We start from the raw sequence: 18815 nt of genomic DNA on the forward strand, positions 1-18815 counted from the left end.
TCGGCCCGCGCTAGAGCGCGGGCCAGTCGTAACTCGCGAAGCAAAGCTTTTGCGGCGTGCCTTCGGTCTGCTCAATGAAGCGCGCGAAGTCTCGAGCCTTGCGGAAGGCTTCGATCAGCTCGTCGGTGTGCTGATACAGCTCGACCTCGACCTCGACCTCGACCTCGTCGGCGAGTTGCCCTTGACGGTGACACCGCCCGATCGCCTGTTCCCACGCGGCGCCGTCGGCGGGCGGGTTCACGAAGAGCATCCGCGAGAACGCGGTTAGGTTCTTCCCCGTGCCATGCGCCCGAAGGGACGCTACGATCGACCGCTTGCCGTTCTCGCGGATGCTGGTGCTCAGCCGCTCAAGCGAGGAAACCTGCGGCTAATGCACGGGCATCAGATCGCGAAGGTGCTTCCTAAGCATCACGCCGCGAAGGTCGCCGACGAGTGGGGAGTTCCCGGGCTCACGGTCGCCGTCGGGCACTCTCACCGGCCGGGGATGCACGTTCGGCCTGGCCGCGAGGGCAACTGCCGGGCGATCGCGGTCGGCGCGGGCCGCACGCTGGATCCCGACTGGGTGAAGGGGCGCCCGAGAGGATGGAGAACGAGCTGCTCGTCGCGTATCTCCTGCCGACTGGGCACGTCGCGGCTTACAGCGTGCGGCTCGTTAGGGGCGCGTTTCTCTGGGGGGTAAGGTCTACCGCTGAGCCGCGGTCGAGAAAGCGTCTCGCAGTCAAGTCGTGACCGAAGCTAACAGCCCGGGTGGGGCTTCCTGATCTGGTCTGCGGTGCCCCTGCGCGCTCGCAGAACCTGCTACCGTTCGCCCAATTCAGGAGGTCACCTTCATTTGAGCCAACCTGCTAGATTGGCCCTTGTGCTCGCGGTCGTGTGGGGAGCTGCGGCACGAGGAGAGACGCCTTTGAGCAGTCGTGCGAAGCGAGAGCGGCCTGTCGCAGTCGTCGGCAAAGCCGACGAGCCTCTGCCCGAGATCCACGTCGCGCCGGACGCGATCACGCTGCTTTGGTTTCCTGCCGACATCCAGCGGAAGACGCTGACGGTTGACGAGTCGCGGATCCGGGTGCTGGACACAGGCACGCGCTCGATCATCGTCCAAGCTGTGCCCGACTACCGGCTCGAGGAGCGGCACGAACTCGGGGTCTTCTTCGCCGACGGGCAGGCGCCCGCTCGGGCCGCGTTTGCGCTCGTCATGGACCCCGCAGAAGTCGACACGCGGATCGACGTGCAACGCCCCGAGCTGCCGACCGGCCCCTGTCCGGCCGAAATGCAGCGCGCCGCCCCCCGACCCGAAGACTTCGTGCTGAAGGGCTTCGTAAACGCGCGCGGCATCCCGACAGTCGTCGTCCCGAAGGTTGCGGACAGCGAGCGGGGCTTTTCGTCGGAACCCGGTGTCTCCTATCGCGGCAATGGGTGGGCGATAGTGGAGGTGTGGATCCGCAACCTGTCCGGTCGGTCACCGTGGACGCCGCGCGACGTGGTGCTCAAGGACAAGGCGGGAGAGAATCTGCACGCGCGCCTTGTGACGGACGCCAAAGGCCCGGTTGCTCCGGGGGATCGCGTGCGCGTGCTCGCCGTTCTCGACCGAGCGGCCCCGAGCGTTGGGCCTGTCGTCGTCCTGGAAGTGCTCGGGGATGACAATCGCAGCTTCGTGATTCCCCGTGTGACACTTCCGATGGAGGGAAAGCCATGATCGCGCGCCTTATCCGGCTGCCGTGGGGCGCCGTTATCGACGGCTGGCACGTCCTGAAGGAACTCGGCGACGGCGGTTTTGCTGTCGTCTACCTCGCCGAGAAGAATGGGCAGCGTCGGGCGATCAAGGTGGCGCGGCACCGTGACGCCAGCGGGGACGACAAACAGACACACGCTCGATTGAAGCGCGAATTGACGGTTCTTTCGATGCTGGACCATCCGAACATCGTCGAGCTTTGTGGCCATGGGTACGCGGAAGCGGGCAATTTCTACCTTGCCCTTGAGTATGTGGACGGCTGGACGCTCGGCGAGTGGAAAGAGCGCAAGCACCCCACCTTTCACGAAATCTTGAGCGTCTTTGTGAAGATCGCCGAGGCCCTGCTCTACATGCACAGCCGGGGCATCCTTCACCGAGACTTGAAGCTCGCTAACGTGGTGATCCGGAAGAGCGACGGCAAGCCGATCATCATCGACTTTAGCTGCGCGACCTACACGCAAGCGGCGGACCTGACCGAGAGCGGATTGCCTCCCGGAACGGATCGGTTCCGCGCGCCCGAGCAGTTCAAGTTCCTGCGCGAGCACAGAGACGAGCACCGGGCACGGTACGCCTTCCAGGTGGCCGACGAGATCTTCGCAGTCGGCGCGATGCTCTACGAGCTGCTGACGGATCCGCGACCGACAGAAGCGCGCGCGCGGGAGACTCTGAACAACCCCTTCGACCCGCCTGCACCCGCGAGAGATCTGAATGCTCGCGTTCCCGAAGCGCTCAGCGACCTAGTCGAGAGCATCCTTTCGCGCGATCCCAACCTGCGACCCGTCGATACCGAGGCACTTCGGCGCGAGCTGGCCGAGCTTGAGGCAGATCCGGGAGCTGACTACCAAGCGCCCGCGCATCCCCCGTCAGAGCAGCGGCAGCCCCAGCCGGTCGGTCAGAAACCGGGCCGATGGAGCAAGCTGCGTGCGTTGGGCGGCAGGGTGGTTGCCGACGTTCGCCGCTTGGGGAAGGTGCTCGCGGCAGGCGCGGTTGCTGCTGTCGTGCTCGCTGCTGTCGTGGCTCTCTGGATGCTCCCCAGTGCGCAGACGCTCCCAAGCGCCGCGCCTGCCGCCCGTCACACCTGCCCCTGATATGTCACCTGCCCCCGCGCCTGTGGTGGTCACAGGTCCGGCCCTCGCCCCAGAACAAAAGGAAGGTGCAACAGTGAAGACACAGCCACCCGAAGCCCCGAAGCAAGCACGCAGCTCGCGCGAGCGCGGGCAAAAGGCTCCCCCAAGCGCGGACGTATGCAAGGGGCTGTCGCTAGCCGCTGCCTTCGCTCTCGGGTGCACCGGGGTTCCCGTCAAGCCCGATCCGTTTACCTGCCCCGAAGGCGCTCAGCGTGCGATGCGCGAGCTTCACTGGAACGACGGCGATCGCTTGAGTCTTCTGATCGACGACCGGCACGGGGTGGAGGAGAACCTTTGGTTGCGCCCGGGTGACACGGTCGTCGGGGTTGTTCCGGAGTACGCGCGCGGGCAGAAGGCAGCCCCTCCAGGAACACGCTTTCTCGGGGGGAAGGTGTACGTCGTGCCCGAGAAGACGGCGAGCGGTCACCCGGGTCGAATCATCGTGAAGTACGAGCGCGTGAAGCTGCCGCGTCAAGACGAACTGCCCGTCTGCTTTGTCGTCGACACGACCGCCGACGAGTTGAAAGACGGTGCCGGTAGAACCGCGAATGGCGACGCTGGACTCGCGGTCGACTGGTGGCCTTGAGAGTACCCCCGCAGGTTGACCTAGCGGGTAGGCGGTCAAAATCGGCCGGTTTTGAGCGGGACGCTATCCGACCTAGCAGGGCGTTCAAACCGGCCCCATCTAGTGGGTAAGTAAGCTTGTCTCGCGCTGGCATGGTGCCCGCGCGATCGAGAGGAGGATCGAGCATGTCAGCAATCGAGTTCAGGCTTCCCAAGGGGGCGATTCTGTTCTCCAAGGGCGGGTTTTCTTACGAGTTCCGCGCGGACTTGGGCGAGGCGCATCACGGCCTGAGCCTCTTTCTCGCGCGGCGTCGCACGCCGGAAGGGCACCCTCGCGGGAAGGTGCTGCTCAAGGCGGTCGGGAGTCCGCGCGGCGGGGCTCAGGAAGGGCGGCGCTTCGACAAGGCACGGGCGAAGCTCGAAGAGCAAGTGCGTCTCGCGACGTACCTTCAGCACCCGGGCATCCTCCGTGTTCACGATCTGCACAAGACCGAATCGGCTTGGTACGTGATCACCGACCATCCGGCCGGGCAGGATCTTGACGACCTGATGGGACTCGCGACCGAACTAGACCGATGGTTCTCGCCCTTCTTCACGCTGTACGTTGGCGCGGCAGTCGCGAGTGCCCTTGAGCATGCGCACAATACAACGGACGACAAGGGGAACCCGCTCGGTATCGTCCACCGGGCGATCGACTTGGGGCACATCTTCGTCGACTGGGAGGGTCGCGTTCAGGTCTCCGACTTCGGGCTCGCACTCTCCACACTGCCGGGCCGCGTCGCCTCCACCGTCCGCCGCCCGCAGGGAGATAGCTACTTCGCGTCGCCGGAAATGCTGCTAGGCGGCAAGGTGGATGCACGCTCGGATCTCTTCGCGCTCGGGCTCGTCATGCTCGAAATGTCCACAGGGAGGAGCCTGCTCGATACCGATATGGGTGTCTCCGACGCGGCAAAGGCGGCACTCTCGAAGAAGCAGCTCGCCCGCGTGAAGCGCGCGATCAAGCGCGCCAAACTGGCCGGGTGTGAGCCGACGATCGAGCAGACGATTTGGCGCGCGGCGACCTATACGCAGGGCGACATTGACGCGGTTACAGCGAAGCTCCCCGAGAACCTGCGCGTGCCGCTGAGCAGGCTCCTTCAGCACGACGCGGCAGCGCGCTATCAGTCGGCGGGAGAGCTGGCGACCGAGCTGCGCGGCTGGCTCTCACAGGTGGACTTTGGCAAGTCTCAAGCTGCCGCCGAGCTGAAGAAGCTGAAGGCGGACGCGGGCGCGGTCATGGTCGACTTGGAGTTGCAGCGCACGGACGACAGCGCGTCGGCCTGAGCGCCCCCCGGTGCCGGTCCCCGCTGCCCTGGGGCCGGTTGGGTCGTAGCAGCGCCCCGCCATGTTGCGTCTATGTCGCGTGAGAGCGCGGAATGGGCTGGAACGGGGCGGGACTACAGGGGATGCGGCGGGATCTCGATTCCAAGTCGTTCCGGGCGGTTGCGAGGTAAGGGCGCGATTCCGCTGGGAGTTTCGCACCGTCCGGAGCGGGTTCGATTCCCGCCGCCTCCATCCCGCGAATTCCCATCAGCACCGTCACCAGCACGTTTGCCGACGCCACCCGCTCCACCTGTTCCACCAGCTGCCGCACCGCCGGATCCGGGCCCACCCTCCCGTGGAAGCACGCCGACTCCGCCGCCCGCCACCGCGGATCGAAGCGCACCTCCGTCTCCCCACCTGCAGCACCCTGTTCAGCGGCACCTCCGCCTCGTACAGCCGCCCCCTTCAGGTACGTGGCGTTGGTGGAGCTCAAGTCCCTCAAGCCTCCGTTATCGGCGAGCTAGGCGCGGGAGCGGGAGGCCCGGGCTCATCGGTGAGCCCTGATGACTGGAGGCGGCCCAGGGAAAACCCCAGGTGGCCAGGACTCACCGGTCAGCTCTCTCGAACAGCCCCACATTGCTGGAATCGCGCATGCGGCCAAGTCTCACCAGTGAGACTTTTGGAACAGTCCCCACCACCGGGAACCGGCATGCGGCCAAGTCTCACCAGTGAGACTTTTGGAACAGCGGCGCATCAGCGGGGAGCGCGACGGGCCCAGTCCACGATCGTGGACTGTCCCAGTCGTGTGCGGCGAAGACTCACGCCTGTCGATTCAAGGGGTTGGCCGCTTGTGGCTGCCTCGCGCCTCATGCCCCTTGCCCGTAACCCCTCGGCCTTCCAGCGCTTTTCTACGACAGTCTCCCAACGTAGACGAATCGTCCACGATCGTGGACTGTCTTCGGGGGTGGCTCATCACAAGCGCCTGTTTTTACTCGGACTCAGGCCGTGGCACTCCGCGTGCTCTAGGGCCCTGCAACCGCAACGTCAAGCGGCCGGGGACGCAGGGTGCGTCTCCCAGGAGAACCCCTCTCATGTTCACTCTGTTCAAGAGCAAGGAAGCCACCCGCGCCGTTCCCGAGGCCCCCTTCGTCCACCGCGCCATCCCGGACGACATCACCCTGGAGCAGCTGGGCTCCGAGCTGCGCCAACTGTTCGCCCAGGAGAACTCCAACCACCACCGCATGGGGGAGATCTACAACCACATCGTCGAGAAGAAGCTGGCGGAGGCGGCCGGCTACAAGGACTCGACGGAGTACTTCCGCAAGGAGTTGGCGGACCTGTCCGTGGCGTCGCTGAAGATGTACGGGGCGGTGGCGGAGAGCTTCAGCGAGCCGGTGGCGCGGCGCTTCGGCGTCACGTGCCTGTCGGTGCTGCTCACCTACGCGGAGGCCACCGGGCTGGAGCTCAACCACGAGGAGCCGGGCCCCACCCCCATCGAGGTGCCGGACGAGCACGGGAACGTGGCGGTGCAGCCGTTCGGCGCGTGCAGCGTGGACCAGATGCGCCGGGCCCTGCAGCGCAAGCGCCGGCCCACCTCCACCAAGCCCCTGCCGCCGGAGAAGGTGGCGCTGGCCGAGCAGTACTCCGCGGCGGTGGCACAGCGCTTCCCCAAGGGCAAGGGCACCCAGTTGAAGGTCAAGCTGCGCAACCAGAAGGGCAAGGCAGTGCTCGACATCCAGGGCATCCCCCTGGAGCAGATCCTCCAGCTCGTTGAAGCGCTCTCCGCCGAGCTGCCTCCGGTGAGCACCGGAGAGAAGGCGCCGGTGCAGCCGTCCTGATGTTCCGTCCGTGAGTCATGGCCCCGCGTTCCAGAAGCTCGGGACGCGGGGCCTCCTTCTCCCCGGGCTACCTGAGGCTGCCCTCATGTCCGACGCGTTCCTGCCCGCGCTGTTTCCCGGCTACGCCCGCAGCGTGCAGTGCCAGCACATCTTCCTCGACATAAAAGTGTCGTCCGGAGAGAGGAAATGCTGGAGCCAGCAGCCTGAGCGTCCCTACTCTTGGGATAAAACGCCTACATGGCTCAGCATCTCATCAGTGCAGGGACGGATATCGCCTGTGTGGGCATCTGGGATGCGGGACTTGCCCCATCGGCACGTCCGATTGGGGACAAGGATCTGGCTGCGAGCGCGGAGCGCGGCGAGGTTCTTCCAATACAAACACACGCGGACGGAACATACCTGTTGAGAATCCACGTGGATGAGCCGTACGTGCCACCTCCTGCACAGCGATTCGAGACGATGGGTCGAGAGTTCGGGCTGAACCTCGGCTCGGGCACTGCGCTCGTCGGCGGGTGTGAGGATTTCCGAAACCCACGCCCGCAGATCACTTTTGCTGCGGACCGATTCCATGTGGAGCCTTCCTGGTATCGGGTGCAGGTTCATCTGAACCGGACAGACCCAGAACTGCTCGAGCGGCTCGCTCACAGGGAAGCAGAGACGGCCTTGAGCGAAGAGGAGAACGTGCGCTATCGCCAACTCGGAAAGGACCAACACCGGGCGCTCTTCTTGGGGCTGGGAGCTCTGGGAACTGCCATCTTGTCCGGTGTGATTCGAGGCACTGCCGGTGTCATGGGCGGAGGCGTTGCCGTGCTGCTGGCAGGGGCGGCTTTCGCGTTTGCTCGCCGCGCCAAGAAGGCCGGCTACGACTCGCTGCATGCTCGCTATCAGACCGCGCTCGCCGCCGCGCATGAGCCAGATGTTGTGCTCGTACTACACCGCACGGGTGAACCCATTCCAGGCGGATCCGTCGACTTGGAGGCCACGGCTTCGTGACGCGAGGCCCTCTGGTACACAGTTCATCGAGGTCCTGACCCGCTCCTCTATGGAAGCGGCGGTAATCGAAACTGCGGCTTCCAGTTCTGGGAACTCCTCTCGCCGTGAATCTGCGAGCTTCTCACCACGGCTTGGGCCCGCCCCTTCGGGCCTCAGAAAAATGGGTCGGCGTGGCGTGTGTCGCGCGGGCTAGGGCAAGCGGACGCCGCGCTCGGCCTCGAAATGGCGCCGCCAGCGCGCCCGCAGGTTGCTTTGAGGCACTCCGTGAGGCTCGTCGAGGAACTCGGCGGCGAGGATGCGGTCGGTTCGAAAGTGCCGGAAGGTCGATCGAAGCTCGCACCAGGCGGCGAGCAGCCGCACCGTCTCGGCATAGCCGATGACGACGGGCCAGATCGTCCGCTCGCTCTCCCGGCCATGGTCGTCCCGATAGCGGATGTGGATCTTCCGCCCGCTGCGGATCCACGCGCGGGTGCGGGCCATGTCCAGCCCATCCACGGCGGCGCTCATGGGCGGCGGGGCGCCGATGGTCGGCTCGGCGATGAACGGGCGCAGCCGTTCCGGCACGACCGCGGCGATCTTGGCCACGAGGTCTCGCGCCGCGCTCGCGAGCTCGGCGTCGCTTCGCTCGGCGACCCACTGCGCGCCGAGCACCGCGGCCTCGAGCTCAGCGGGCGTGAGCATCAACGGCGGCATGTCGAAGTCGCGCTCAAGTACGTAGCCCAACCCCGCCTCGCCGCGGATCGGCACCCGCTGTCCGATGAGGTCCGCGACGTCGCGATAGACGGAGCGCTTCGACACCTCCAGCTCCGCGGCCAGAGCGCCAGCCGTCACCGGGCTGCCGGAGCGCCGGAGAATCTGGATGATCTGGAACAGACGATCGGCGCGGCGCATGGGGCGGTTTCCTGCTGACAGCATGCTGGCAACAGCCCTTCGCTACAAGCGGGCCACGGTCACAGCAGTGGCCGCCCCCCGAAGGAGGACACGCATGAACTTCGTCTCAATCCGCCTGATCACCGCCGACATCGACCGCCTGGTCCGCTTCTACGAGCGAATCACTGGCCTGCCGACGACCCGGTATACCGAGGATTTCGCGGAGCTGATCACCTCGGCCTGCACCCTCGCGATCGGCAGCACGCGCACGCTCCATCTGTTCGGCGGCAACGTCGCCCGGCCTGCCGACAACCACACCGCCATCATCGAGTTCCGCGTCGACGACGTCGACGAATCGTTCCGAATACTGGCGGACGTCATCGGCGGTTCCCTGGTGCAAAAGCCCACCACCATGCCGTGGGGCAACAGATCGCTGCTGTTCCGCGATCCCGATGGCACCCTGGTGAACTTCTTCACGCCGGTTACGAAGGAAGCGATCGCGAAATTCGCTCGATAGGCGCGGTCTGTCCACCACCCGGGAGCATCACTCGGGCGGCCCCATGAGCGGCCCTCCTCGGCCCCTCTGCACCCTGGTTCCCCCTCAGAGAGAAAGGACATCCTGAGTGGAGGCGGCGGGAATCGAACCCGCCGCCTCCAGCGCGGGTCTGCTGTAGCCTGCTCTCATAGGCCCCGATCCCACAAGCAGGCAGGGGCTCCACGGGGGCCCCGTGGGAGGCGAACGGTAGCGTGTGCCCTGGCGAGGTGTGGCTGGGGAGGGGTAGGTGGGAACGCACGTGTGGGCGTACCGGCGAAGGCAGCCGGAGGGGACGGTGCTGTACGAGGCGGTGCGGGAGAACCTGGCCAGATTGCTGGCGGAAGCCAGCGAGGTAGGGCGAGGCCTGCCCCGGTACGTGGAGCGAGACTTCGCCAGGTACCTGGAATGCGGAGTGCTGGCGCACGGCTTCGCGCGGGTGCGCTGCGAGAGTTGCAAGGACGAGCTGCTTCGTCGCCTTCTCGTGCAAGGGCCGAGGGGTGTGCCCGTCCTGCAACGCGAAGCGGGCGCATGTGACGGCGGTGCACCTGGTGGAGCAGGTGCTGCCGCACGTGCCCTACCGGCAGTGGACGCTGTCCTTTCCGCACCGGGTCCGGTGGGTGCTGCTCAAGAACGTGGGACTGCTTTCGGACGTCCTCACCGTCTTCCTGCGCGCGGTGTTCGCCCTGCAGCGCCGGAGGGCACGGCGACAGGGTCTGCGCGCTGGGCAGGTCGGAGCCGTCTCTTTCATCCAGTTCTTCGGCTCCGCCTTGCAGGTAACGCCGCACTTCCACTCGCTGGTGCCGGATGGCGTCTTCGTGCCGCGGGAGGGCAGCGTGCGCTTCGAGCCGTTGCCGCCGCCCACGCAAGGTGAGGTGGAGAGGCTGCTGAGGGTGGTGCGCCTGCTGGAGAAAAGAGGGGCCCTGCCCGCGCAAGGACCCGAGGATGCGCTGCAGGCGTACCAGGCGCACTCCCTGCAGCAACGGCTGCGCTGGACGGAGGTGGACCGCCGGCTCCCTCCCAGCAAGCAGCCCCGGTGCGCCTTGCTGGAAGGCTTCTCCCTGCATGCCAATACTCACCTCCATGCCAACGACAGGCAGGGGCTGGAGCGGCTGTGCCGCTATGGAGCGCGTGGCGCGCTGGCGCTGGAGCGCCTGTCGCGAATGGAGGATGGCCGCATCGCCTACCGCATGAAGCGCCCGCTGCCGGACGGCACCACGCACCTGCTCTTCACCGGGCTGGGACTGTTACGGCGTGTAGCGTCCCTGGTACCTCCGCCACGGGCAAACCTCACGAGGTTCCACGGCGTCTTGGCTCCAGGCGCGCAACTGCGGCCATTTCTGGTCCCCCGAGCGGGAGGGGAGGAGAGGAGCGAGGCGCCCCAGGCAGCGGCCAGCACGGAGCCGATGAAGGAGAAGACGCCGCGAGGAGACTTCGCGGATCGGCAGGGCCCTTTTCCCGAGGGAATTGCGTATCCCATGCCCGAGAAGCCATTCAAGGAGCAGAGCAAGCCGCCGTGCGTCGAGGGCCGGGAAGAGGAAGTCCGGGGCGGATGCTGGATTCCCCACGCGAAGACCGCGCCCTGTTCCCGAGGCACGGCCGAGTTGCAGGGCAAGTGCTACGTGCCCGTGAAGAAGCCGGACCCGGCACCGACTTCCGTTCAGCCCTGAAGCTGTAACGAAGCGGCTTGAATGAAGAGGCGGTCGTCTTCCTGACCGAGCCCCTCGCCGCACACTGGCGCGGCTTGCAGGGGCCTTTGCTCCTTCCTGGCTTCTCACAAGGTGCGAAACGCGAACCGAGGTGGGTCCACTGACATGTCATTGGGTCAGGCCCACCCTTCATTTGTTCTTACAAATCGAGACAACGTCTTGGACCGGTACTGGCCCTGAGACACCTCTGGCGTGCTCTGGGCTCTAGGCTTCGTAGTGAGAGGGATGCGTGTAACCCAAAAAAATCGGGCCGCGTAACCCATTCATCGTCGCCACCACTCCACCAAGACATCCGAGAATAAATCAATGACATCCATCAAATCGAAGCAGCCCTCCGCAATGCCTGTTCCCCCTCGTGCCTCCGCCGTGGAACAGAAGCCCATCACTCCCACCAGGACCACACCCAAGGCACAGACCGCCGCCGCCGCCCTGAAGGATGTTTTCGAGTCGCGTGCTCGCACGTCACCGGCCGCCCTTCGTGCCTTCGCCGTGGAACAGAAGCCCATCACTCCCACCAGGACCACACCCAAGGCACAGACCGCAGCCGCCGCCCTGAAGGATGTTTTCGAGTCGCGTGCTCGCACGTCACCGGCCGCTCCCGCGAGCGCGTCGCCCGAGTTCTACGGTGCGGACCCGAGCACGATGGACGTCCCCGATCTCGGCGTGACCGCACGGGGACGGGACACCAGTACCGAGAGGATGATGCGGCTCCATGCCGCCGGCGTAGACGAGTTGATCATCAATCCCCGAAACGATTTCGAGAACGCCTCCAAGGCCGCCGAGAAAGCGGACAAGGAACTGGCCAAGCTCGTCGCGGGCTTTGGTCCCGCCCTGTCCAAGGAGGAACAAGACAAGGCCATCAAGGCGTTCAAGGAAACCCCACACAACGCCGAGATCTACAAGAGAGCCGAAGAGACCGCGGACAAGCTCATCACCGCGATCAACGAGTCCCCAAAGAACCGGGACGCGGTGCCCGAAGCCTACAGAGACGATTTTGACTCGGAGGTGGCGACCGCCAAGGAACTCCTGCCTCGGCTCGCCAACACGGAGAAGGGTCAGGACGCCATCGCCGACGCCGTGGAAGCCCTGGGGACGAACGAGGAGAGTGCCGAGAAGAGCGAGAAGTTGGCCTTGCTGGCCACCGCACGCCAAGCCGTTCAAGGAGCGGATACCGCCATCGTCAAGTCCGTCAGCCAGCGTCTGCTGTCGTTGTCCAAGGACAATGCGGGCGAGGCCCAGAAGCTCTTCGACGGTTTGAAGAAGGCGGGTCCTTATCTGGGCCTCTCCGATGCGGACGCCACGAAGCTTGGCGACAACCTCAAGGACATCCACCAGAACAAGCCCGGGGCATTGGATGCGTACAAGGAGACCATCACCCAGGCGAAGATCGATGTGCCGGGAGGCAATACCGAAGTCACACGGGACCTCTTCAAGGGCTTGGGTCTGGCCGCCACCATCGCCAGCTTCAGCTCGGGCCTGCGAGATGGAGATGTGGATGCGGTCATCAAGACCACGTCCGAGGGACTGCAGATCGGCGCGGACGGCGCCTCACTGGTCACGGGGGTGTTGTCCGCCTCCTCCTCCAATCCCGCGAAGTATGCGTCAGTCGCCAAGGCCTTCGACAAGGTGGGAGGGGTCGCCGGAATCGTGGGCGGAGTGGCGGACTTCATCACCGCCGGCAATAGCTTCGCGGAGGGGGACTATGGCAAGGGCATCACTTCGCTGATCGCCGGGGCGGGCGGAGTCCTCTCGGGCGCGTCCGCCATCGTGTCCATTCCCGTGGTGGGACAGATCGCCGCGGGACTGCTAACGGTGGGCGGGTTCATCGGAGGCGCCATCGTCGAGGCGATCAAGGAGGCCAAGGAAGAGAAGCTCGCCGAGGACAACTCCACGTCCTTTCTGGAGGGAGGCGGCGTCCGCCCCGAGGCGGCCCGGGAACTGGCGGACCTCAGCGGCCCGGAGCACAAGAACGTGGGTCCCGCGATCGTCCAACTGGCGGAGCGCCTCAAGTTCGAACCGAGGGACTTTCTGCGCTTCATCGCCGAACAGCCTCCCGAGAAGATCGCGGGCTTTGTGGATAATGCCCTCGCCATCCCCCAGGATCCCCACAACCCGGATCGACTCGTTGAAAGCTCTTCGACCGACTACCGCTACATCGATCGCCAGGACAATCCGGTTTCCTTCGAGAAGGGACGGAAGAACCTCAGGGGTGGGAAGGACGTGAAGACTGGCAGCATCAGGCAACTGGAAGGCTACCTGAAGGACCAGAACCTCCTGCCCCCGCCCCCCCCGCCTCCCCCGCCCTCCGTGCCCAAGACGGCTCCGATCAACTTCGAGGACCTCATGGAGGTGCTCAAGGAGAAGGAGGAAGTCAAAAGCATCTGAGGGACGTCGAGCCTCTACCCGTGTCGGCTCAGCAGCAGCGGTGATGCGAGCCGCTGCTCCGGGTGCATGCGCAGGAGCAGGTGGATGACGCCCGTGAGTCCCGGCATCAGCCCGGGCGAGAACGCCTCCCGCGCCAGTCCGCCCACCGGGCCGCGCTCCTCCAGGCTCGAAATCAACTCCGCGTCCATCCACGCCCGGTCCGGCCCCCGGTAGCCCTCCGGGTCGATGCGCCGCGCCGTGTCCAACAGCGCCCACGTGCCCAGGTCGCCATGGCACAGCGTGTGGCTCCAGCCGAAGCCCTCGCGCGTGCTCGCCGCGGTGGCCCGCCGCAGCACGTCCAAATACCCCTCGCCCTTCGTGCGCACGTGGAGATCGCCCGCTACCAGTCCAATCCCCGTGCTGCCGTGACACCAGGCCGCGACGGAGTCCACCGAGCTGCCCACGCGCACGTCCTTCCAGTCGCCCAGTTCCGGCCGGTACAACGACTCCTCGAAGGCGAACGCCGCGTCCGCCAGCTCCCGCCACCGCTGCCGGTCCTCCGCCGTCCCCGCCGCGCTCAGGCTCAGGCGCGCCAGGCACCAGCCAATCCCCGTCGCGCCGTGGGCCATTCCCCCAATCGCCTCGGGGAACATCGACTCCCCCAAGCGGGAGGGGAGGAGAGAAGCGAGGCGCCCCAGGCAACGGCCAGCACGGAGCCGATGAAGGAGAAGACGCCGCGAGGAGACTGGGCCGAGTTGCTGAAGAGGACGGGTTCGCCTGCGTGAGGTGTGGAGGCAGACGGCGAGTGCTGGCGTACGTGAACAAGGCAGGAGGAGTGCGAGCGATTCTGGAGCACCGGGGCCTGCCCACGGCAGGTGTGAGGCGGGCCCCGGCGCGCGAGCCCCCTCAAGCCGCGGGGTGTTGAGGCTCAAGCCGCCAGGGCCAAGAGAGCCAAGCCCCTGCCGCCCACCTCATGGGAGGGCGGCCAGGGCCGGCGTGTACTCCAAGGGGCTGCGCGGCTTCTCCACCCGCTTGGCCCACTGCTCGGGCGGCCCCCGTCAGCGGCACTCCTCTGCACCTCCTCTCCAGCCCTCACCCTCCACATGGCCTCTATCCCGCCTATACGCGTCTTGCTCATTTCGTTTCCGTCTCCAGTTTGGTCCTTTTTTGGTCCCCAAAAACCGGATTTGGTCCCGAAAATGCAGTCGCAGCTCCCTTCTCAGAGGGCGGCGCCTTGAAAGCGGCGGGTTGCTCAACTTGGGAGCGGCGGCAATCGAACCCGCCGCTTGGAACTTCTGGCGAGAGCGATTCAACTCGGTCGGTAGTGCGTTTCGGCCGCGTCAGCGTCGACGTACTCCTCAATTATCGAATAATGACCGGGCCTCTGCGTGACGAACCACTGGTAGCGCAACGTTCCCGGCTCGGTCGCAGCGGCGGATGCCAATGCTCGCGCCACCCGCACTCAGTTGCCGGTGCCGTAGACCGCGTCGCGCACGGAGACGGTGAAAGCTCCCGACATGCCTTCGAACGCCGTGTTGGTGAGCGCCACGACCGTCAGGCGGCGCTGGGGATCCACGAACCAGTTGTGGCCGTAGGCTCCGCCCCACTGCCAGGTCCCCGCCGACTGCGGGCTCCGCGTCTGCGCCGGGTCGACGAGCACCGCCCCGATGAAGCCGAAGCCCCAGCCAGGCCCCTGCGTCTGAGCCTCCGGGCCCACCTGGGCGGAGCCCAGCTGCTCGACGGTGGCCGCAGGCAGGACCGGCGCCCCGCCCGTCCGCAGCGTCTCCAGGAACTTCAGGAAGTCACCCGCCGTTCCCACCATGCCCGCCCCTCCGGACGGGAAGGCGCGCGGGTTCAAGGCCCGCCCGGGGGCGAAATGGACGCCAGCGCCGTAGTAGGGCACCACCTGATCCTTGCCCATGCGAACCGGCTCCGGCTTCCCGTCCGCGTAGGGCGTCGCGAGCCTGCTCGCGTCCTTCACGCTGAAGCCCGTGTCCTTCATGCCCAGCGGTCCGGTGACGAGCCGCTCGACCACCCGAGGCAGGGGCGCGCCTCCGGCTCGGGCGATGACCGCGCCCAGGACATCCGTCGCCATGGAGTAGCCCCACTGCTTCCCAGGCTCGGAGGACAGCGGCACCGAGGCGATCCGGCGAAGGTTCTCCTCCAGGGACACCTCGGACCCATCCAGGCCCGTCGAGACCCCGGCCCGGTGATACGGCCCCTGCTCCGGCTCCCGGAAGCTGTACGTCAGGCCCGCGGTATGGGTCAGCAGGTGGCGCACGGTGATGACGGGCTCGCGGCCATCCGCCAGCTTCGGCCGGAAGGTGGGAAGCCACTTCTTGATGGGCTCGTCCAGCGCCAGCTTGTGCTGCTCCGCCAGCGCCAGCGCCGTCACGGCCACGATGGGCTTGCTCATGGACGCCAGGCGGAACACCTCATTCTCCCGCATGGGCCGCCCCGCCTCGCGATCGGCCAGGCCCGCGGCGCGCCGGTAGACGATCTTACCGTCCTTCGCGACGAGGACGACGGCGCCGACAATGCGCTTCTCGGCGATCGCCTGGTCGATGCTCAAGTCCAGCCGCGCCGCGAGGGCACGTTCCTCGGAGAAGCCCGGGGGAGCGGGGGGAGTGGAGGGGGCTGGGGCTTGAGCGACGCTGACGGCCATCAGGGCGATGGCGATGGCAGAATACATAGGGTGATACTCCTGTTTATTGAGTGACCGCTACACAAATAAGGAACCCACCACCTCATTTCAATAGCGAACGCTATGAAAACCACTTCCTCCACAGAACGGCGTCCGCGCGGGCGCCCCCGCAGCTTCGACAGCTCAAGGGCGCTCGACCAAGCCCTGGAGGTGTTCTGGCGGCTAGGGTACGAGGGCGCGTCGATCGCCGATCTCACCGAGGCGATGGGCATCACCGCGCCCAGCCTCTATGCCGCGTTCGGGTCCAAGGCCGAGCTCTACCGCCGGGTCTTGGAGCACTACCGAGCCCGGCAAGGCGGCTCGCAACCTCGCGCGCTCACCGAGGCGCCTACCGCCCGCGCCGGGGTGGAGCGGCTCCTGCAGGAGGCCGCCAGGGAGTTCTCCAGCCCTAAGCACCCTCCGGGATGCATGATCTCGACTGCGGTCCTGACGTGCGCGGAGGAGAACCAGCCCGTCGCCGAGCATGTCGCCTCCCTGAGAGCCGGTACACTGGCGGCGCTCCGGGCCCGCATCGAGCAGGGCATCGCCCGGGGAGAGCTGCCGGCCGGGACGGACGCGGCGGCGCTCGCCCGGTATTTCGGTGCCCTCCTCCAGGGCATGTCGGTGCAGGCGCTGGATGGCGCGAGCCAGGCCGAGCTCCTCGCGCTCGGGGAGATCGCGATGCGGGCCTGGGACAGCGTGGCCCAGCAGGCCACGTCGCCACGAAGACGTTGAAGAGGGCTGCACGCTGAGTGCCCCGTCATGGGGCTCAGCGGGAGTGTGCGGCGCGTGCACCTTGTCCTTCCTCTATCGATCCGGAGCGAGCAGGCGTACCAGGCGCACTCTCTGCGGCAACGGCTGCGCTGGACGGAGGTGGACGTGCTGCCTCTTCCCGAAAGCAGCCCCGATGCGAACCCAGTCAGGATGTGATGCTCGACTTCATGATGGGGCATTACCTGATCGCCTCGCTCGACGCGAACACGCAGTTCTCCGGGCACATCCTCCAGTGCCAGGAGGACAAGTTCAGGGACTCGCTCATCACACAGAGGCAAACCGGGACCGAGATCATCCGGGGGCAACGCGAGTTCTCCAATACGTTCAACATCGCCAACTGGGAGAGGCTCGGGCACTTCGCGCTCACCAAAGAGGCACTCGTGTACCTCATGAACAGCGTCATCAAGACGAAGCTCGCGCTGGCCATGGACACGAACCAGACGTTCCTCCGCACTTGGGTGCGCGTGCAGGCGGCGCTCGGCAACGCGAACACCCCCTACATCCTGGCCGGCATCCGAAAGACCAGTGCCTGGACGAAAGGGACCGCAGTCGATGTGGCACACGTGCCGAAGAACACGGATCCCGCCTTTGAGCATTGGGTCGTGATCCGCTCGCTCAAGGCCGCGTCCGACGACAGCGATTATTACGATGTTGAGTTCTGGACGTGGCAGCGGGACTACACGGTGAAGTTCAAGAAGTCCGTGATCAGCAGTTATCTCGCCTGCTTGGTCTACGGATTCCTCGAGGACTGACGGCGCCCAGGGCCTCACGCCGCAAGCTCGCTGCGGAGCCCCCTATACGCGAAACCGGACAGCCGTTTCGAACCGCCCCCACCGCCGGGAACCGGCAGGCGGCCAAGTCTCACCAGTGAGACTTTTGGAACGGCGGCGCAGAAGCGGGGAGCGCGACGGGCCCAGTCCACGATCGTGGACTGTCCCAGTCGTGTCCGGCGAAGACTCACGCCTGTCGCTTCAAGGGGTTGGCTGCTTGGGGCAGCCGTCCTGATGTTCCGTCCGTGAGTCACGGCCTCGCGTTCCGGAAGCCCGGGACGCGGGGCCTCTTTCCCCCGGGTTACCGGAGGCTGCCCTCATGTCCGACGCTCCCCTGCCCGCGCTGTTTCCTGGCTACGCCCGCGACGTGCAGTGCCAGCACATCTTCCTCCTCGGCAGTGTCCGATAACTCGACAGCGGGCCCCGGCAGTCCCAGTCTCAGCCACCTCGATGGATAGATGAGGAGGGCCCATGCTCCCGAGGATGCTCGCGGCCATCTGGCTCGTGGTCCTGTCCCTGCTGGGGAACTGCGCTGAAGCCTCACGAGAGGTCCGACAGGAGAGCGCCATCCCGGTGGATGACGGTGGTGGAGGTGGGGACTCCGTTAGCCCCCGCATCCTGGTCCTCATCGCGCGCGGGCAGTTCGCCGAGGCTCAGGTGCTCATCCAAGAGTCGCTCAGGGGCGGGCTGATGTCGCAAGCCTCAGCCACGGCGCTCCTGGTGCGCATTCAACTGCTCAACACGAAACTGGGAGAGATCCCTGCACGTCTCCAACGGGTGGCCAACTTTCCCTCGGTGCTCAAGGACTTCACGTTGTACGAGATCCGGACCTTCCTGGAGCAGCGAGACTATAGCATCGCCACGGAGGCCCAGCTCAAAATGGCTAAAAAGCTCATTGAGGAGAGCCCACGGCTGATGGAGAAGATCCCGTGAGCCCGCCCGTGAAACCCGAGGAGTTGCTGGCGCGGCTGCGCTCTGCACGCGAGGCAGCAGGAGGCAAGCCAGGTGCGCTTGAGCGCCTACGGCTTCACCGCGAACTCGCTGCCGAAGCACCCGCGTTCGTCCCCAATCTGCTGGAACTGGGACGGTGTCTGCAGTTGGCCGAGCCGGCCGCAGGTGAGGACACCTTTACCGAGGCGGAGACCGTGCTGAAACAAGCGGTAGAGCTCTCAGAACGGAGCGCCCCCGCTCTGTTGGAGTTGGGCTATTTCCTGAACCTCATCCGGGACAGGCCGCAGGAAATGGAGCCACTGCTGGAGGAAGCCGCGGGGAAGTCCCTGCGTCTGCTGGAAGATGCCTGGAGCGGTCTCATCGACGCGCTGGTCGAGCAGGGCAAGTTGCAACGGGCACTCGCCTTGAGCGGTGAGGCCCTGCGTGTATTTCCAGAATCGGCTCGGATCACTCTGTCTTCGCAGTCCGCTCGGGCTCGGGCCATTCAGGAGGGCCTCTTACCGCCGGAACCATGCTGAATGACTCTGAGAGCCGGTTGTACTCAGGACAGGCCCAGAGCCTCTCTCCTGCCCTGATGGGCAGCCAACAGTCAAACCAGGATTAACAGTA

The 18815-nt window shown here is 66.0% G+C and carries 18 protein-coding genes and 1 pseudogene; 14 read left to right on the forward strand and 5 right to left on the reverse strand.

Annotated elements, in window-relative coordinates; all coding sequences use genetic code 11:
• Positions 1-10 precede the first annotated feature (10 nt).
• Positions 11-241 carry a hypothetical protein gene (locus tag DB31_RS50005; RefSeq protein ID WP_240486836.1) on the reverse strand — a complete coding sequence of 77 codons (231 nt, stop codon included), beginning with the start codon at positions 239-241 and terminating at the stop codon, positions 11-13.
• Positions 242-859: 618 nt separating this feature from the next.
• On the opposite strand from DB31_RS50005, the gene DB31_RS23185 reads away from it, so the two are divergent.
• The 6 genes from DB31_RS23185 to DB31_RS23210 all read left to right on the forward strand — a co-directional run bounded on the left by DB31_RS23185 (position 860) and on the right by DB31_RS23210 (position 7553).
• A complete protein-coding gene (locus tag DB31_RS23185; protein WP_338034311.1) occupies positions 860-1693 on the forward strand; it encodes a DUF2381 family protein in 834 nt (277 codons plus the stop codon).
• Positions 1690-2817, forward strand: a complete 1128-nt coding sequence (locus tag DB31_RS51645) for a serine/threonine protein kinase (protein WP_420806717.1) — start codon at positions 1690-1692, stop codon at positions 2815-2817. The genes DB31_RS23185 and DB31_RS51645 overlap by 4 nt, the downstream gene beginning before the upstream one ends.
• Positions 2818-3073: 256 nt before the next feature.
• A complete protein-coding gene (locus DB31_RS51650; protein ID WP_420806718.1) occupies positions 3074-3442 on the forward strand; it encodes a hypothetical protein in 369 nt (122 codons plus the stop codon).
• A gap of 164 nt (positions 3443-3606) precedes the next feature.
• Positions 3607-4743, forward strand: a complete 1137-nt coding sequence (locus DB31_RS23195; RefSeq protein WP_044191271.1) for a serine/threonine protein kinase — start codon at positions 3607-3609, stop codon at positions 4741-4743.
• Between the two features lie 1070 nt (positions 4744-5813).
• Positions 5814-6560 (forward strand): hypothetical protein, encoded by a 747-nt coding sequence (locus DB31_RS23205; protein WP_044191275.1) that lies wholly within the window; start codon positions 5814-5816, stop codon positions 6558-6560.
• Positions 6561-6797: 237 nt separating this feature from the next.
• Complete coding sequence (locus tag DB31_RS23210; RefSeq protein WP_157232112.1) at positions 6798-7553, forward strand: hypothetical protein; 756 nt, start codon at positions 6798-6800, stop codon at positions 7551-7553.
• A gap of 189 nt (positions 7554-7742) precedes the next feature.
• Here DB31_RS23210 and DB31_RS23215 read toward each other — a convergent pair whose 3' ends face one another.
• Positions 7743-8468 (reverse strand): helix-turn-helix transcriptional regulator, encoded by a 726-nt coding sequence (locus DB31_RS23215; protein WP_240486837.1) that lies wholly within the window; start codon positions 8466-8468, stop codon positions 7743-7745.
• 70 nt (positions 8469-8538) lie between these two features.
• On the opposite strand from DB31_RS23215, the gene DB31_RS23220 reads away from it, so the two are divergent.
• The 4 genes and pseudogenes from DB31_RS23220 to DB31_RS23230 all read left to right on the forward strand — a co-directional run bounded on the left by DB31_RS23220 (position 8539) and on the right by DB31_RS23230 (position 13049).
• Positions 8539-8940: a VOC family protein gene (locus DB31_RS23220; protein ID WP_044191280.1), complete on the forward strand. Its 402-nt coding sequence runs from the start codon at positions 8539-8541 to the stop codon at positions 8938-8940.
• A gap of 488 nt (positions 8941-9428) precedes the next feature.
• Positions 9429-9542: pseudogene (locus DB31_RS51290) on the forward strand (transposase zinc-binding domain-containing protein); the annotation flags it as partial.
• Positions 9543-9632: 90 nt separating this feature from the next.
• Entirely contained in the window at positions 9633-10625 is a 993-nt protein-coding gene (locus tag DB31_RS50010; protein ID WP_276203642.1) for a transposase, read from the forward strand.
• A gap of 345 nt (positions 10626-10970) precedes the next feature.
• Positions 10971-13049 (forward strand): hypothetical protein, encoded by a 2079-nt coding sequence (locus tag DB31_RS23230; protein WP_157232113.1) that lies wholly within the window; start codon positions 10971-10973, stop codon positions 13047-13049.
• Positions 13050-13063: 14 nt separating this feature from the next.
• Here the strand turns inward: DB31_RS23230 and DB31_RS23235 are convergent, their stop codons facing one another.
• From DB31_RS23235 to DB31_RS23240, 3 genes are all read right to left on the reverse strand, one after another.
• Complete coding sequence (locus DB31_RS23235) at positions 13064-13657, reverse strand: lanthionine synthetase LanC family protein (protein WP_044191282.1); 594 nt, start codon at positions 13655-13657, stop codon at positions 13064-13066.
• A 680-nt stretch (positions 13658-14337) separates the two neighbouring features.
• Entirely contained in the window at positions 14338-14490 is a 153-nt protein-coding gene (locus tag DB31_RS49025; protein WP_157232114.1) for an antibiotic biosynthesis monooxygenase, read from the reverse strand.
• Positions 14491-15720, reverse strand: coding sequence for a serine hydrolase domain-containing protein (locus DB31_RS23240; protein ID WP_052420168.1), 1230 nt, complete (start codon positions 15718-15720; stop codon positions 14491-14493).
• A gap of 75 nt (positions 15721-15795) precedes the next feature.
• Here DB31_RS23240 and DB31_RS23245 point away from each other — a divergent pair, with 75 nt between their 5' ends.
• The 4 genes from DB31_RS23245 (at position 15796) to DB31_RS23260 (ending at position 18724) form a co-directional block, all read left to right on the forward strand.
• The gene (locus DB31_RS23245) at positions 15796-16446 is read left to right on the forward strand and encodes a TetR/AcrR family transcriptional regulator (RefSeq protein ID WP_044191283.1); all 651 of its coding nucleotides are present in this window, start codon (positions 15796-15798) and stop codon (positions 16444-16446) included.
• A 194-nt stretch (positions 16447-16640) separates the two neighbouring features.
• A complete protein-coding gene (locus tag DB31_RS49685; RefSeq protein ID WP_044191286.1) occupies positions 16641-17237 on the forward strand; it encodes a hypothetical protein in 597 nt (198 codons plus the stop codon).
• 489 nt (positions 17238-17726) lie between these two features.
• Entirely contained in the window at positions 17727-18188 is a 462-nt protein-coding gene (locus tag DB31_RS23255) for a hypothetical protein (protein WP_044191287.1), read from the forward strand.
• Positions 18185-18724, forward strand: a complete 540-nt coding sequence (locus tag DB31_RS23260; protein WP_052420169.1) for a tetratricopeptide repeat protein — start codon at positions 18185-18187, stop codon at positions 18722-18724. Before DB31_RS23255 ends, DB31_RS23260 begins: the two co-directional genes overlap by 4 nt.
• Positions 18725-18815: the final 91 nt, after the last annotated feature.

The sequence above is a fragment of the Hyalangium minutum genome, from assembly GCF_000737315.1.
GTDB lineage: Bacteria > Myxococcota > Myxococcia > Myxococcales > Myxococcaceae > Hyalangium > Hyalangium minutum.